At 70.6% G+C, this 13,544-nt stretch carries 13 protein-coding genes; 6 read left to right on the top strand and 7 right to left on the bottom strand.

Annotation, left to right across the window (positions count from 1 at the left end; translation table 11 throughout):
• Positions 1-21 precede the first annotated feature (21 nt).
• Entirely contained in the window at positions 22-435 is a 414-nt protein-coding gene (locus tag OG407_RS09035; protein WP_365308909.1) for a DUF742 domain-containing protein, read from the top strand.
• 183 nt (positions 436-618) lie between these two features.
• Positions 619-1,224 carry a GTP-binding protein gene (locus OG407_RS09030; RefSeq protein ID WP_403593473.1) on the top strand — a complete coding sequence of 202 codons (606 nt, stop codon included), beginning with the start codon at positions 619-621 and terminating at the stop codon, positions 1,222-1,224.
• A 15-nt stretch (positions 1,225-1,239) separates the two neighbouring features.
• On the opposite strand, the gene OG407_RS09025 is transcribed toward OG407_RS09030, so the two are convergent.
• Positions 1,240-1,668 carry a PPOX class F420-dependent oxidoreductase gene (locus tag OG407_RS09025; protein ID WP_365610110.1) on the bottom strand — a complete coding sequence of 143 codons (429 nt, stop codon included), beginning with the start codon at positions 1,666-1,668 and terminating at the stop codon, positions 1,240-1,242.
• A gap of 92 nt (positions 1,669-1,760) precedes the next feature.
• On the opposite strand from OG407_RS09025, the gene OG407_RS09020 reads away from it, so the two are divergent.
• Complete coding sequence (locus OG407_RS09020) at positions 1,761-2,174, top strand: roadblock/LC7 domain-containing protein (RefSeq protein ID WP_019062680.1); 414 nt, start codon at positions 1,761-1,763, stop codon at positions 2,172-2,174.
• Between the two features lie 126 nt (positions 2,175-2,300).
• Positions 2,301-3,302, top strand: coding sequence for a DUF6397 family protein (locus tag OG407_RS09015; RefSeq protein WP_405856717.1), 1,002 nt, complete (start codon positions 2,301-2,303; stop codon positions 3,300-3,302).
• Positions 3,303-3,326: 24 nt separating this feature from the next.
• On the opposite strand, the gene OG407_RS09010 is transcribed toward OG407_RS09015, so the two are convergent.
• Together OG407_RS09010 and OG407_RS09005 are read right to left on the bottom strand one after the other, a co-directional pair.
• Positions 3,327-4,190: an acyl-CoA thioesterase II gene (locus OG407_RS09010; protein WP_327405782.1), complete on the bottom strand. Its 864-nt coding sequence runs from the start codon at positions 4,188-4,190 to the stop codon at positions 3,327-3,329.
• A 19-nt stretch (positions 4,191-4,209) separates the two neighbouring features.
• The gene (locus OG407_RS09005; RefSeq protein WP_405856715.1) at positions 4,210-6,723 is read right to left on the bottom strand and encodes a DUF3516 domain-containing protein; all 2,514 of its coding nucleotides are present in this window, start codon (positions 6,721-6,723) and stop codon (positions 4,210-4,212) included.
• 145 nt (positions 6,724-6,868) lie between these two features.
• Between OG407_RS09005 and OG407_RS09000 the strand changes: the two genes are divergently transcribed.
• Entirely contained in the window at positions 6,869-7,660 is a 792-nt protein-coding gene (locus tag OG407_RS09000) for a metal-dependent hydrolase (protein WP_405856713.1), read from the top strand.
• 50 nt (positions 7,661-7,710) lie between these two features.
• On the opposite strand, the gene OG407_RS08995 is transcribed toward OG407_RS09000, so the two are convergent.
• From OG407_RS08995 to OG407_RS08980, 4 genes are all read right to left on the bottom strand, one after another.
• Complete coding sequence (locus OG407_RS08995; protein WP_327405785.1) at positions 7,711-7,983, bottom strand: type B 50S ribosomal protein L31; 273 nt, start codon at positions 7,981-7,983, stop codon at positions 7,711-7,713.
• A gap of 51 nt (positions 7,984-8,034) precedes the next feature.
• Entirely contained in the window at positions 8,035-8,511 is a 477-nt protein-coding gene (locus tag OG407_RS08990; protein ID WP_403593456.1) for a DUF5709 domain-containing protein, read from the bottom strand.
• A gap of 369 nt (positions 8,512-8,880) precedes the next feature.
• The gene (locus OG407_RS08985) at positions 8,881-10,662 is read right to left on the bottom strand and encodes an ABC transporter ATP-binding protein (protein WP_405856710.1); all 1,782 of its coding nucleotides are present in this window, start codon (positions 10,660-10,662) and stop codon (positions 8,881-8,883) included.
• Positions 10,659-12,554 (bottom strand): ABC transporter ATP-binding protein, encoded by a 1,896-nt coding sequence (locus OG407_RS08980; RefSeq protein WP_405856708.1) that lies wholly within the window; start codon positions 12,552-12,554, stop codon positions 10,659-10,661. Before OG407_RS08980 ends, OG407_RS08985 begins: the two co-directional genes overlap by 4 nt.
• A 227-nt stretch (positions 12,555-12,781) precedes the next feature.
• On the opposite strand from OG407_RS08980, the gene OG407_RS08975 reads away from it, so the two are divergent.
• Positions 12,782-13,543 carry a L,D-transpeptidase family protein gene (locus tag OG407_RS08975; protein WP_405856707.1) on the top strand — a complete coding sequence of 254 codons (762 nt, stop codon included), beginning with the start codon at positions 12,782-12,784 and terminating at the stop codon, positions 13,541-13,543.
• Position 13,544 lies beyond the last annotated feature (1 nt).

Below are 13,544 nucleotides of genomic sequence, written 5' to 3'. Positions count from 1 at the left end.
GCGAGAGGGCGACGCGCTCCGATGACCGAGGACACGACCGGTGCCCAGCGCGAGCCGGGCAGCCAGTGGTACGACCAGGAAGCCGGGCCTCTCGTCCGCCCCTACGCGATGACGGGCGGGCGTACCAAATCAGGCCCTACGGGGGTGCGTTTCGACCTGATCGCACTCGTCACGCTGGACACGGGCGCGCCCGGCTTCGACGACGACACCGGGCTGGGACCGGAACACCGGGCCCTCATCGACCTGTGCCGCCCCGAAACGCAGTCCGTCGCCGAACTCGCCGCCGGAGCGGACCTTCCGCTGGGGGTGGTCCGGGTGCTCCTGGGCGACCTCCTGGAGCTCGGCTGCGTCACCGTCAGCCGTCCGGTGCCGCCCGCGCAGCTGCCCGACGAACGGATCCTGCGCGAGGTGATCGAAGGTCTACGGGCACTGTGACGAAACTTCAGAACCACTCGAACGCGTACGACACCGACTTGCGCACCCTTTCGCTCACCGAACGGGTGCGAGGCGGTCACATCGGGCAAATAGCGGTCCAACCCCCCGGGGGGAAGGCCGCACTTGCCACGATGCACGCCTACGGACGTCGAGCGTTGCCGGCACTCCCGAGAGAAGTGATCGATGGTCTCCGAGCAGTCCGACGCCGAGGACGGCGAGACGACCGCCCTGGCGTTGAAGATCCTGGTCGCCGGCGGATTCGGCGTGGGCAAGACCACCATGGTGGGCGCGGTCAGCGAGATCAGGCCGCTGCGCACCGAGGAACTGCTCAGCGAGGCCGGCCAGTTGGTGGACGACACCGACGGTGTGGACCAGAAGGTCACGACGACCGTCGCCATGGACTTCGGCCGCATCACCATCAGGTCCGGCCTCTCCCTCTACCTGTTCGGCACTCCGGGCCAGGACCGCTTCTGGTTCCTGTGGGACGAACTGTCGCAGGGCGCCCTGGGGGCCGTGGTCCTCGCGGACACCCGGCGACTTGAGGACTGCTTCCCCGCGGTCGACTACTTCGAGCACCGGCACATCCCGTTCGTGGTGGCTGTCAACTGCTTCACGGGCTCCCGTAGTTACGGCGCCCGTGACGTCTCCCGCGCGTTGGACCTCGACCAGGGAACTCCCGTGGTCCTCTGCGACGCCCGTGACCGCGACTCCGGGAAGGAGGTGCTGATCCGGCTCGTCGAGTACGCCGGGCGGATGCACACCGCCCGGCTGCTCGACTCGGTGGGCTGACGCCGGCAACGGTCCTCAGTCCGCGATGCGCTTCTGCGCCAGGACCTTCTCGACCGTGACGCGCACGAGGAGTTCGCCCGGCACCCCGTTGCGGGCGCCGAACTCCTCGGCGCGTTCCTCGCCCATGTAGCGGGCCCCGATCCGGGCGGCCCAGTGGCGAAGTTCGACCGGATCCTCCGACAGGTGGGCGCGCCCCTGCAGCACCACGAAGTCGAACGGCGGCCGATCGTCGTCCACACACAGGGCGACTCGCCCGTCACGGGCTAGATTGCGCCCTTTTACCGTTTCCTTCGCGGTGTTGAACACCACATCGTCTCCGTCCAGCAGGAACCAGATCGGCGCCACATGTGGGCTCCCATCGGCGCGAACGGTCGACAGCTTGCCGGTGCGCGTGCCGTGCGAGACGAACGCCCGCCATTCCTCGTCAGTCATCTTCTGTGCCATGCCCCCATCCTCCTTGCCCGGGCGACAGCGGTGGGGAAGGCTGGCGAGAGATCCTCCGGCCAGGGGGAGAGGCGATACGGGGAGGCCGGAACATGGCACAGAACCAGGGACTGAGCTGGCTGCTGGACGATCTGACCGAGCGTGTCGAGCACGTACGCCACGCCCTGGTCCTGTCCAACGACGGACTGGTGACCGGCGCGAGCACGGGCCTGCGCCGCGAGGACGCCGAACACCTCGCCGCCGTCTCGTCCGGACTGCACAGCCTGGCCAAGGGCTCGGGGCGCCACTTCGGCGCGGGCGGCGTGCGGCAGACGATGATCGAGTTCGACGACGCCGTCCTGTTCGTCACCGCCGCGGGCAGCGGCAGTTGTCTGTGCGTCCTCAGCGGCGCGGACGCGGACATCGGCCAGATCGCCTACGAGATGACCCTCCTCGTCAACCGCGTCGGCGAGCACCTCGGCGTGGACGCCCGCCAGCCCGAGCGGACCCCCGTCACAGACCTCTGACCTGCGACTTCTTCGACCTCCGCAGAGTTATCCACAGGCCTGCCACGAGATCCGCCGGACCGGTTACGGTTTGTTCATCGCAAGCGCACACAGCGTGAGAATTGAACTCCGCGGGGGAGATCGACCATGGCAGGAAACACCATCACCAAACCGTCCGACCTCTCGTGCACGCCGAGTCGCGCGGCACGGGAACTGGGGCTCAAGCGAGGCGAGTTCGACCTCGCCGTACATCTCGGACGCATCCGCACCGCGCCCGACGAAGGGGGTGGCGGCCGACGCGTCGCCCACGCCGAGATCGACCGACTGCGCTCGGCGGACGGATTCCCCGAAACACTCCTGGAAAGCGTCAGGACCGTGGGCACCACGGACGGCGCGACCCTCATGCAGGTCACCTCCACCAGGTTCACCCGCCTCGCCCGGCTGGGACTGGTGGTGCCGGTGACGTTCTATCTGAACCGCTATCGGGCCGTCGTCTGGCTCTATCTCGCCGAAGAACTACGGCAGTTCGCGGCCGACAGGAACCACACCGCCCTGCTGAACGGCCGTACGCCCGAGGGAATGAGGGACCAACTGCGAGAAGGCCTGGACCTACGGCCCCGCAACTGGCGTGGACGGCATCTCGGGTTCCTGCTCCGCCAGGCCGACGGCCCGTGGGAGCGCGCCGGAGCCCTGGCCGCGCTGCTCGACCCCGTCCAGGTCGCGGAAATCGTGCAGGACCCGTACGAGCGCGCCTACTTGAACCGCTTCCGGCCCGACCCGCCCGCCTCCGGGGCTCCGGGCTCGCCCGCTGCCCACCTCGCCGAGCGGATCATGACGGCGGAGGACCCGGACGAGATCAGCTGGCTGCGAGCGGATCTGGCCCAGGTGCTGGACGAGGCACGCGGCCACCGCCCCGCACCACGACCGAACTCCGAACCGACCGCGCCACAATCGGCCGTCGGACGAGCCGCACCACGGCCGACCGCCGAACCGGCTGCACCACGGTCGATCGTCGAACCGGCTGGAGCACCGCCGACTGCCGAACCCGTCGGACCACCGCAGTCCCCGGGCGAGCATCCGGCCGAGCCTGCGCCGGAACCCGGGCGATCACGCGGCATGTTGGGCTGGCTGCGCCGCAGAAGCGCGTGAGCCACAGCGCAGCACGTCCACCAGCTACAGCGCTCTGAACAGCCCTTCCTGGACGACCGAGACGAGCAGGCGTCCCTCCAGGTCGTAGATGCGCCCGCGGGCGAGTCCGCGGCCGCCCGTCGCGATCGGGGACTCCTGGTCGTACAGGAACCACTCGTCCGCGCGGAACGGCCGGTGGAACCACATCGCGTGGTCCAGCGACGCCATGTCGAAGTTCCGCGGTCCCCACAGGGGTTCGACGGGGATGCGGACGGCGTCCAGGAGCGTCATGTCGCTGGCGTACGTCAGCGCGCAGGTGTGCACCAGCGGATCGTCGCCGAGCGGCCCGACCGCGCGCATCCACACCGCGCTGCGCGGCTCGGCGTCCTTGATCTCCTCGGCGCTCCAGCGCAGCCCGTCCGCGTACCGGATGTCGAAGGGCTGACGGCGTGCCATCCGCTCCAACTGCTCGGGCAGCACGCCCAGATGGGCCCGGACCTCCTCCGACACTGTCGGCAGGGACTCCGGGTCCGGGACCTCGCGGGCCGGCAGCTGGTGCTCGAAGGGACCTTGCTCAGGCTTGTGAAAGGAGGCGGTCAGATTGAAGATCGTGCGGCCCTGCTGCACGCCGGTGACCCGACGGGTGGTGAACGACCGCCCGTCCCGCACCCGCTCGACCTGGTACACGATCGGCACGCCCGGCCGACCCGGGCGCAGGAAGTACGCGTGCAGCGAGTGCACGGGCCGGTCGCCCTCCGTGGTGCGCCCCGCGGCGACCAGCGCCTGGCCCGCGACCTGGCCGCCGAAGACCCGCTGCAGGGACTCGTGCGGGCTGCGGCCACGGAAGATGTTGACCTCGATCTGCTCCAGGTCGAGCAGGTCGACGAGCCGCTCTGCCGGGTTCGTCATGGGTGGGATTCTCCTGTGCTCACAGCTGGCCGACGTCGGTGACACGGACGACCGCACGGCCCTCCGTGTCGGAGGCCGCGAGATCGATCTCCGCGCTGATGCCCCAGTCATGATCGCCGTTCGGGTCGGCGAAAATCTGCCGAACGCGCCACAGGTTGTGCTGGGGCTCCTCCTCGATGAGCAGGAGCTTGGGCCCGCGGGCGTCGGGGCCGGTACCGAGGTCTTCGTACTCGTCCCAGTACTTGTCCATGGCCTCGCCCCAGGCGTCCGCGTCCCAGCCAGACTCGGCGTCCAATTCGCCCAGCTCGTCGACATGGTCGAGGGCGGCGAGTTCGACGCGGCGGAACATCGCGTTGCGCACCAGGACCCGGAAGGCGCGCGCGTTCGCGGTGACCGGCTTGACCTGGTCGGCCTTCTCCTGGGCCTCCTCGGCGGTCATCTCCGCCGGGTTGGCGAGCTGCTCCCACTCGTCCAGCAGGCTGGAGTCGACCTGGCGCACCATCTCGCCGAGCCAGGCGATCAGATCCTGCAGGTCCTCGGACTTGAGGTCGTCCGGGACGGTGTGGTCGAGGGCCTTGAAGGCGCCGGCGAGGTAGCGCAGCACGATGCCCTCGGTGCGGGCCAGCTCGTAGTACGAGGTCAACTCCGTGAAGGACATGGCCCGTTCGTACATGTCACGGATCACGGACTTCGGGGACAGCGGGTGGTCGCCGACCCACGGGTGGCTCTTGCGGTACGTGTTGTACGCGTGGAAGAGCAACTCCTCCAGCGGCTTGGGGTAGCTGACGTCCTGGAGGCGCTCCATGCGGTCCTCGTACTCGACGCCGTCCGCCTTCATCGCGGCCACGGCCTCGCCACGCGCCTTGTTCTGCTGGGCGGCCAGGATCTGCCGCGGGTCGTCCAGCGTGGACTCGACCACGGACACCATGTCCAGCGCGTAGGACGGCGATTCGGGGTCCAGCAGCTCGAACGCGGCGAGCGCGAAGGTCGACAGCGGCTGGTTGAGGGCGAAGTCCTGCTGCAGGTCGACCGTGAGGCGCACGATGCGGCCCTCGGCGTCCGGGGTGTCGAGCTTCTCGACGATGCCGCCGTCCAGGAGCGAGCGGTAGATGGCGATCGCGCGCCGGATGTGCCGCAACTGCTGCTTGCGCGGCTCGTGGTTGTCCTCCAGGAGATGCCGCATCGCGTCGAAGGCGTTGCCGGGACGGGCGATCACCGACAGCAGCATGGTGTGTGTGACCCGGAAGCGGGAGGTCAACGGTTCCGGGTCGGAGGTGATGAGCTTCTCGAAGGTGGTGTCCGACCAGCCGACGAAGCCCTCGGGCGCTTTCTTGCGGACGACCTTCCGGCGCTTCTTCGGGTCGTCGCCCGCCTTGGCGAGGGCCTTCTCGTTCTCGACGACGTGCTCGGGGGCCTGCGCGACCACGAGCCCCGCCGTGTCGAAGCCGGCGCGTCCGGCGCGTCCGGCGATCTGGTGGAACTCACGGGCGCGCAGGGTGCGCACCCGGATGCCGTCGTACTTGGCCAGCGCCGTGAACAGCACTGTGCGGATGGGCACGTTGACGCCCACCCCGAGGGTGTCCGTGCCGCAGATGACCTTCAACAGGCCCGCCTGCGCGAGCTTTTCCACCAGGCGCCGGTACTTGGGCAGCATGCCGGCGTGGTGCACGCCGATGCCGTGCCGTACGTAACGGGACAGGTTGCGGCCGAACTTGGTGGTGAAGCGGAAGTTGCCGATCAGCTCGGCGATCTGGTCCTTCTCCTCGCGCGAGCACATGTTGATGCTCATCAGCGCCTGCGCCCGCTCCACGGCCTGCGCCTGGGTGAAGTGCACGATGTAGACCGGCGCCTGCCTGGTCTCCAGCAGCTCGGTCAGCGTCTCGGTGAGCGGGGTCAGCCTGTACTCGTAGGACAGCGGCACCGGCCGGGTCGCCGAGCGGACCACCGACGTGGGGCGCCCGGTGCGTCGGGTGAGGTCCTTCTCGAACATCGCGACGTCGCCGAGCGTGGCCGACATCAGGATGAACTGCGCCTGGGGCAGTTCCAGGATCGGGATCTGCCAGGCCCAGCCGCGGTCCGCCTCCGCGTAGAAGTGGAACTCGTCCATGACGACCTGGCCGACGTCCGCGTGCTTGCCGTCCCGCAGCGCGATCGACGCGAGGACCTCCGCGGTGCAGCAGATGATCGGGGCGTCGGAGTTGACCGACGCGTCGCCGGTCAGCATGCCGACGTTCTCGGTGCCGAACATCTTGCACAGCTCGAAGAACTTCTCCGAGACCAGGGCCTTGATCGGGGCGGTGTAGAAGGTGACCTCGTCCCGGGCCAGCGCGGCGAAGTGCGCACCGGCGGCGATCATGCTCTTGCCGGAGCCGGTGGGCGTCGACACGATCACGTTCGCACCGGAGACCACCTCGATCAGCGCCTCCTCCTGATGGGGGTAGAGCGTGAGACCGCGTTCCTTCGTCCACGACTCGAAGGCTTCGTAGAGGGCGTCGGGATCTGCGGTCGGCGGCAACTGGTCGATGAGGGTCACGACCCCATCTTGCCTGGCGCCGTGGCCGATGGGGGAATCGGCTGCGGGGACGAAGATCGCTACCGCTACGCTGTGTCGCCGACAGAGTGTCAGGGCGCCCGAGCAACTGACCGGCGGCGTAAGAGGAATGGGGCGGGGAACGGCCATGATGGGACCAGCACACTCACTGTCGGGAGCGGCGGCCTGGCTCGGCGTCGGAGCCGCGGCCGCAGCGGCCGGACACCCGATGCCCTGGCCGGTGATCCTCGTGGGCGCCCTGATCTGTGCCGGCGCCGCGCTCGCCCCGGACCTCGACCACAAGGCGGCCACGATTTCCCGGGCCTTCGGACCCGTCTCCCGGGGCCTGTGCGAGATCGTCGACAAGCTCTCCTACGCCGCGTACAAGGGGACCAGGAAGCAGGGCGACCCGCGCCGCTCCGGCGGGCACCGCACCCTCACCCACACCTGGCTGTGGGCGGTCCTGATCGGGGCGGGGAGTTCGGCCGCGGCGATCTTGGGCGGCCGCTGGGGGGTGCTGGCGATCCTCTTCGTGCACATGGTGCTGGCCATCGAAGGCCTGCTGTGGCGGGCGGCCCGCGGCTCCAGCAGCGACATCCTGGTGTGGCTGCTGGCGGCGACCAGCGCGTGGATCCTCGCCGGCGTGCTGGACAAGCCCGGCAACGGCTCGAACTGGCTGTTCACCGAGCAGCACCAGTACCTGTGGCTGGGACTGCCGGTCGTGCTGGGCGCGCTGGTGCACGACATCGGGGACGCGCTGACCGTCTCCGGCTGCCCGATCCTGTGGCCCATCCCGTTGGGCCGCAAGCGCTGGTACCCGATCGGGCCGCCGAAGGTGATGCGGTTCCGCGCGGGCAGCTGGGTCGAGCTCAAGGTGCTGATGCCGGTGTTCATACTCCTCGGGGGAGTGGGCTGCGCGGCGGCACTCAACGTGATCTGAGGCCCGGCCTCGGTTCCGGCGCGGGTGCGCGTGCCCATCCCCGCGCCGGCTCACGCCCCGTCGGAACCCTGGCCCGCCTCGCCGCCGCCGTAGCGCCGCTCGAACTGGGCGATGCGGCCCTCCGTGTCCACCGTCCGTGCCTTGCCGGTGTAGAAGGGGTGGCTCTCCGAGGAGATCTCCACGTCCACGACCGGGTAGGTCTCGCCGTCGTCCCACTCGATGGTCCGGTCGCTGGTCGCGGTGGACCGGGTCAGGAACGCGTATCCGGCGGCGCGGTCCCGGAAGACCACGGGGTGGTAGTCGGGCTGCTTGTCCTGCTGCATGGCTGCTCCTCCTGCGACGGTGGTGCGGTGGACGGCGAAGGGGCGGCGAGGTCAGCCGTAGAGGGAGTCCTCGTCCTCGTCGACGATGTGCATCGCGGCCTCCTCGGCGGAGGCGGCGGCACCGTCGATGCCCACGTCCGTGGCGATCAGGCCGCTCTCCTCGTCCTCGTGTGCTCCTTCGTCGGGTGCCACGAGCCGACCGGAGCGGACGTCACCGACCTCGATGTCGCGCAGTTCGCCGTCGGTGTCCTCGGAGTCGCCGAGGCCGTCGTCGTCGGACACGGCGAGATCCGGGACCTCCTCGGCGAGGCGCTGGTCGAGCGTCTCGCCGTGCTCGCGCTCGGCGGCCGTCACGTCGTCGCGTTCCACCGCCCAGGGGCGGTCCGGCGGGGACCAGCCGCGGTCGAGGGGGTCCTCGACGCCGTCGGCCATCAAGGTGTCCTCCGCGTCGAGCAGACCCGCGTCGTCCTGCACCTCGGATCCGTCGGGCTGGTAGACGTCGTCTCCCCATCCGTCGGCGCTGTTCACGGGTACCTCCAGGTGAAGGGGACCGGCCCGTTCTCACCGCGGTCGGCGGCGGGTCGCCGCTGTGCGGGGCACAGTCGGCGCCCGGCACGAACCACATGGTCCCCGGGCACTCCCCGAACCGGTGCCACTCCCCAGCCTTCCACCCCTTTTCCCCCGGGCGCAACGGCAAGCGTCCGGTTCCGCCGCGACAAGGCGCCCCGAAAGGGGCGCGGGGCTGTGACATGTGCGGCTCCACCGCGTGGGCGCGACCAGCCCCCACAGACCCGCAGGCACTCACCGGCCGGCAGGTCGGTCACACCCTCCCCGACCAGCCCCTCCCCGGCCAGCCCTTCACCGACCCGCACCCCAGTCACCGCTCAACCGGCGGAGCTACCCGTGCCACGACCGCCACAACGCCGCGTACGCCCCCTCCGCCGCCACCAACTCGTCATGGCTCCCCAACTCGCTGATCCGCCCGTTCTCCACGACGGCGATGACGTCCGCGTCATGGGCGGTGTGCAGACGGTGCGCGATCGCGACGACCGTGCGGCCGTCGAGGACACGCGCCAGGGACCGTTCGAGGTGCCGGGCCGCCCGCGGGTCGAGGAGCGAGGTCGCCTCGTCCAGGACCAGCGTGTGCGGGTCGGCCAGCACCAGCCGGGCCAGCGCGATCTGCTGGGCCTGGGCCGGGGTGAGCGCGAGCCCGCCCGAGCCGACCTCGGTGTCCAGGCCGTCGTCCAGTGCCCGCGCCCACCCGTCCGCGTCGACCGCGCCCAGCGCCGCCCACAACTCGGCGTCCCCCGCGTCGGTCCGGGCGAGCAGGAGGTTGTCGCGCAGGGAGCCCACGAAGACGTGGTGCTCCTGGTTGACGAGGGCCACATGGGAGCGGACGTGTTCCGCGGTCATCCGGGAAAGTTCGGCGCCGCCGAGGGTGATCCGGCCGTCCCGGGGCGCGTAGATGCCGGCGAGCAGCCTGCCCAGGGTGGACTTGCCCGCGCCCGAGGGGCCGACCAGGGCCAGCCGGGTGCCGGGCGCAACCTCCAGGGACACCTTGCGCAGCACGTCGACGCCCTCGCGGTAGCCGAAGTGCACCCGGTCCGCGTGCACGTCCCGGCCCTCGGGGGACAGCGCGGCGTCCCCGGCGTCGGGCTCGATGTCACGGACACCGACCAGCCGGGCCAGCGAGACCTGGGCGACCTGGAGCTCGTCGTACCAGCGAAGGATCAGGTTCACCGGGTCGACGAGCATCTGCGCGATGAGGGCGCCCGTCGTCAGTTCGCCCACCTCGATCCAGCCCCGCAGGACGAACACTCCGCCGAGCATCAGGACCGAGCAGAGCACCGTGACATGGGTGACGCTGATGACCGGGAAGAGCACCGACCGCAGCCAGAGCGTGTAGTTCTCCCAGGCGGTCCACTCCTTGACGCGGCGCTCGGAGAGGGCGATGCGCCGGTCGCCGAGGCGGTGGGCCTCGACGGTGCGGCCGGCGTCCACGGTCTCGGCGAGGGCCGCGGCCACGGCGGCGTACCCGGCGGCCTCGGAGCGGTAGCCGGACGGTGCCCGCTTGAAGTACCAGCGGCAGCCGATCACCAGCACTGGTACCGCGATCAGCACGGCGGGCGCGAGCGGCGGCACGGTGACGACGAGACCGCCGATCAGCAGCACCACCCACACCACGCCGATCGCGAGTTGCGGCACGGCTTCCCGCATCGCGTTGGCGAGCCGGTCGATGTCGGTGGTGATGCGGGACAGGAGGTCGCCGGTGCCCGCCCGTTCCAGGACACCCGGCGGCAGCCCGACCGACCGGACGAGGAAGTCCTCGCGCAGGTCGGCCAGCATCCGCTCGCCGAGCATCGCGCCCCGCAACCGCACCTGCCGGGTGAACAGGGCCTGCACGGCGAGCGCGACCACGAACACCCCGATGGTCAGGCCGAGATGGAGCTCCCGCGCTCCCTCCGACACCCGCTCGACGAGATCGCCGAGCAGATAGGGGCCCACCATCGAGGCGATCACGGCGACCGTGTTCACGGTGACGAGAAGGAGGAAGGCACGGCGATGCCGGTGGAACAGTTCGGACACGTACGCGCGTACGGTCGCGGGGGCGCCGACCGGCAGGGTGTTGGCCGTGGTCGGGGCCGCCGGGTCGTAGGCCGGGGGCGCCACGCCGATCATGCGCTCTCCTCGATTTCTTCCAGTGCGCTCCGCAGAGCGGCTTCGTCGTCCATGGCACCTCGCAAGGAGGCATCGTCGTCGTCCAAGGCGCCTCGGAGAGGAGCCTCGTCCTGCTTCAACTCGCCCCGCAGGGAGGCCTGTTCATTCAGCGACGCGGACTCCTCCTCGGTCTCCCGCGTGACCACCGCCCGGTACCGGGCCTCGCTCCGGAGCAGGTCGCGGTGGGTGCCGACCGCCACGACCGCGCCCTCGTGCACCAGCACGACCCGGTCCGCGTGGTCCAGGAGCAGGGGCGAGGAGGTGAACACCACCGTGGTCCGGCCGGTCCTCAACTCCCGTACGCCGTCGGCGATCCGGGCCTCGGTGTGGGAGTCGACGGCGGAGGTCGGCTCGTCCAGCACGAGGACCTCCGGGTCCGTGATCAACGACCGTGCCAGGGCGAGCCGTTGGCGCTGGCCGCCGGAGAGGGAGCGTCCGCGTTCCGTGATGCGGGCGTCCATCGGGTCCTCGGTGTCGAGCGAGCCCTGCGTGAGCGCCACCAGCACGTCTCCGCACTGCGCGGCGGCCAGCGCCTCCGCCGCGCCGACCGCACCCGAGGCGGGCACGTCGAGCAGTTCGCGCAGAGAACCGGACAGCAGTACCGGGTCCTTGTCCTGGACGAGGACGGCGGTGCGCGCCGAGTCGAGGGGGAGGTCGTCGAGCGGTACGCCGTCCAGGAGCACGGAGGTGCCCGCCTCGGCGGGGTGTCCGCCGAGCCGTTCCGCCAGCCGCCCGGCCGCGTCCGGGTCGCCGCACACCACGGCGGTGAGCCGGCCGGAGGGCGCGAGCAGACCGGTGTCCGGGTCGTACAGATCCCCGGCGGGCACCTCGGCCGCACGCGTCCCCCCGGTGTCGGTGACCCGCTCCAGGGACAGCACACGCGCGGCGCGTTTGGCCGAGGGCCGGGAGAAGGAGTACGCCATGGCGATCTCCTCGAAGTGCCGGAGCGGGTAGGTCATGATCATCACCGCGCTGTAGACGGTGACCAGTTCGCCCACCGTGATCCGGCCCTGGCGGGCCAACTGCACGCCGTGCCAGACGATGGCGATCAGCAGCAGACCCGGCATCAGCACCTGGATCGCGGAGATGACCGCCCACATCCGGGCACTGCGCACGGCCGCGTGGCGCACCTCCTGGGAGGCACGGCGGTAGCGGTCGAGGAACAGGTCCTCGCCGCCGATGCCGCGCAGCACCCGCAGTCCGGCGACGGTGTCGGAGGCGAGTTCGGTGGCGCGGCCCGCCTTCTCGCGCTGCACGTCGGCGCGCCGGGTGGCCCGGGGCAGCAACGGCAGCACCGAGACCGCCAGCACGGGCACGCCCACGGCGACGACGACACCGAGCGCGGGCTGGTACACGAACAGCCCGACGCACACGATGACGAGCGTCAGCGCGGCGGCCAGGAAGCGGGACAGCGCCTCCACGAACCAGCCGATCTTCTCGACGTCACCCGTCGACACGGCCACCACCTCACCGGCGGCCACCCGCCGGGTCAGCGCCGAGCCGAGGTGGGACGCCTGGCGGGCCAGCAGTTGCTGGACGCGGGCGGCGGCCGTGATCCAGTTGGTGACGGCGGCCCGGTGCAGGAAGGTGTCGCCCACGGCGATGCCCGCCCCGCACAGCACCATCAGCCCGCCGGACTGGGCCAGCCGACTCCCGGAGCGGTCGACCACGGCCTGCACGGCGAACCCCACACAGAAGGGCAGCGCGGAGACGGACACGAAGTGCAGCAGCCCCCAGGCCAGGGCCTTGAACTGGCCACCGAGCTGATTCCGGCCGAGCCACCACAGGAATCGGGGCCCCGAGCGCGCGTCCGGCACACCCGGGTCGGGATACGGAAGGTCTTGAATCTGCATGACGTCCCAGTGGCTCTTGTTCAGGCGGGAAGGGGGAGGAGGGAACCGCGGAGCGCGGCGACGGACCGCGAGCGGAACGCGGCAACAAACCGTGAAAGGTTCGCGTCGCAGCGTGGTCGGAAGCAAGCGGTTTTCCCCGCCGGGGGTCAGAACCGGCGTTCACCCATCAGGGGCGAGATGTCCGTGACCTCACGCAATGCCACCGAATGCGATGTGACCATGGCCCGATGCAGAGTGGCGGCACACGACGTGCGACGGTCGCGATGGCGGCTCTCGGTTCCCTCCTGACGATGACGACCCTGTCCGCGTGCGGAAGCCCGCACTCCGGACACCCCGGCGGCACGGAAGGGAGACCCGGCGCCCGGGCGACCCACCCGAGGCCGGCCGTCACCACCTCCGCCCCCGACCCGACCCGCATCCCGGACGTCGGCGACCGGCTCCAGCGCGCCATCCCCACCGACACGCGCCAGGTCCTCACGGTCTACGGCAACGGCAAGGACTCCCCGGACTCCACCGCCGTCCTGTTCACCAAGCACGGCAACACCTGGGCCCGGGCCGCCAGTTGGCCCGCGCACAACGGCAAGCTGGGCTGGACCACCGACCACCACCTCGGCGACAAACGCAGCCCCGTCGGAGTGTTCACGCTGACCGCCGCGGGCGGTGTGCTCGACGATCCGGGCACGGCGCTCCCGTACTCCCAGGACGAGTCGTACGAGGCGCCGCGCGACTGGGACGAGTCGCACTGGCACGACTTCGACTACGTCATCGCCATCGACTACAACCGGGTCCCCGGCACCCCGCCCGACGACGCCGAGCAGCCCGAGGGCGAGGACAAGGGTGGCGGGATCTGGCTGCACCTGGACCACGGCAGCGGTACGTCGGCCTGCGTCAGCCTGTCCAAGGAGGCGATGGAGTACCTGCTGCGCAGACTCGACCCGGCCCGGCATCCCGTGGTGCTGATGGGGGACAGGGCGGACCTCAAGGGGTAGA

The organism is Streptomyces sp. NBC_01515, from assembly GCF_045040345.1.
In the GTDB taxonomy this organism is placed as follows: domain Bacteria; phylum Actinomycetota; class Actinomycetes; order Streptomycetales; family Streptomycetaceae; genus Streptomyces.
The sequence above is the reverse complement of the archived record's forward strand: the minus strand, read 5'-3'. Positions and strand labels throughout refer to the sequence as shown.

What these genes read in the sequence shown, in the direction of transcription:
- OG407_RS09035 (WP_365308909.1), top strand. Translation starts at nt 22, where the DNA reads ATGACCGAGGACACGACCGGTGCCCAGCGCGAGCCGGGCAGCCAGTGG.
- OG407_RS09030 (WP_403593473.1), top strand. Translation starts at nt 619, where the DNA reads ATGGTCTCCGAGCAGTCCGACGCCGAGGACGGCGAGACGACCGCCCTG.
- OG407_RS09025 (WP_365610110.1), bottom strand. Translation starts at nt 1,668, where the DNA reads ATGGCACAGAAGATGACTGACGAGGAATGGCGGGCGTTCGTCTCGCAC.
- OG407_RS09020 (WP_019062680.1), top strand. Translation starts at nt 1,761, where the DNA reads ATGGCACAGAACCAGGGACTGAGCTGGCTGCTGGACGATCTGACCGAG.
- OG407_RS09015 (WP_405856717.1), top strand. Translation starts at nt 2,301, where the DNA reads ATGGCAGGAAACACCATCACCAAACCGTCCGACCTCTCGTGCACGCCG.
- OG407_RS09010 (WP_327405782.1), bottom strand. Translation starts at nt 4,190, where the DNA reads ATGACGAACCCGGCAGAGCGGCTCGTCGACCTGCTCGACCTGGAGCAG.
- OG407_RS09000 (WP_405856713.1), top strand. Translation starts at nt 6,869, where the DNA reads ATGATGGGACCAGCACACTCACTGTCGGGAGCGGCGGCCTGGCTCGGC.
- OG407_RS08995 (WP_327405785.1), bottom strand. Translation starts at nt 7,983, where the DNA reads ATGCAGCAGGACAAGCAGCCCGACTACCACCCCGTGGTCTTCCGGGAC.
- OG407_RS08985 (WP_405856710.1), bottom strand. Translation starts at nt 10,662, where the DNA reads ATGATCGGCGTGGCGCCCCCGGCCTACGACCCGGCGGCCCCGACCACG.
- OG407_RS08980 (WP_405856708.1), bottom strand. Translation starts at nt 12,554, where the DNA reads ATGCAGATTCAAGACCTTCCGTATCCCGACCCGGGTGTGCCGGACGCG.
- OG407_RS08975 (WP_405856707.1), top strand. Translation starts at nt 12,782, where the DNA reads ATGCAGAGTGGCGGCACACGACGTGCGACGGTCGCGATGGCGGCTCTC.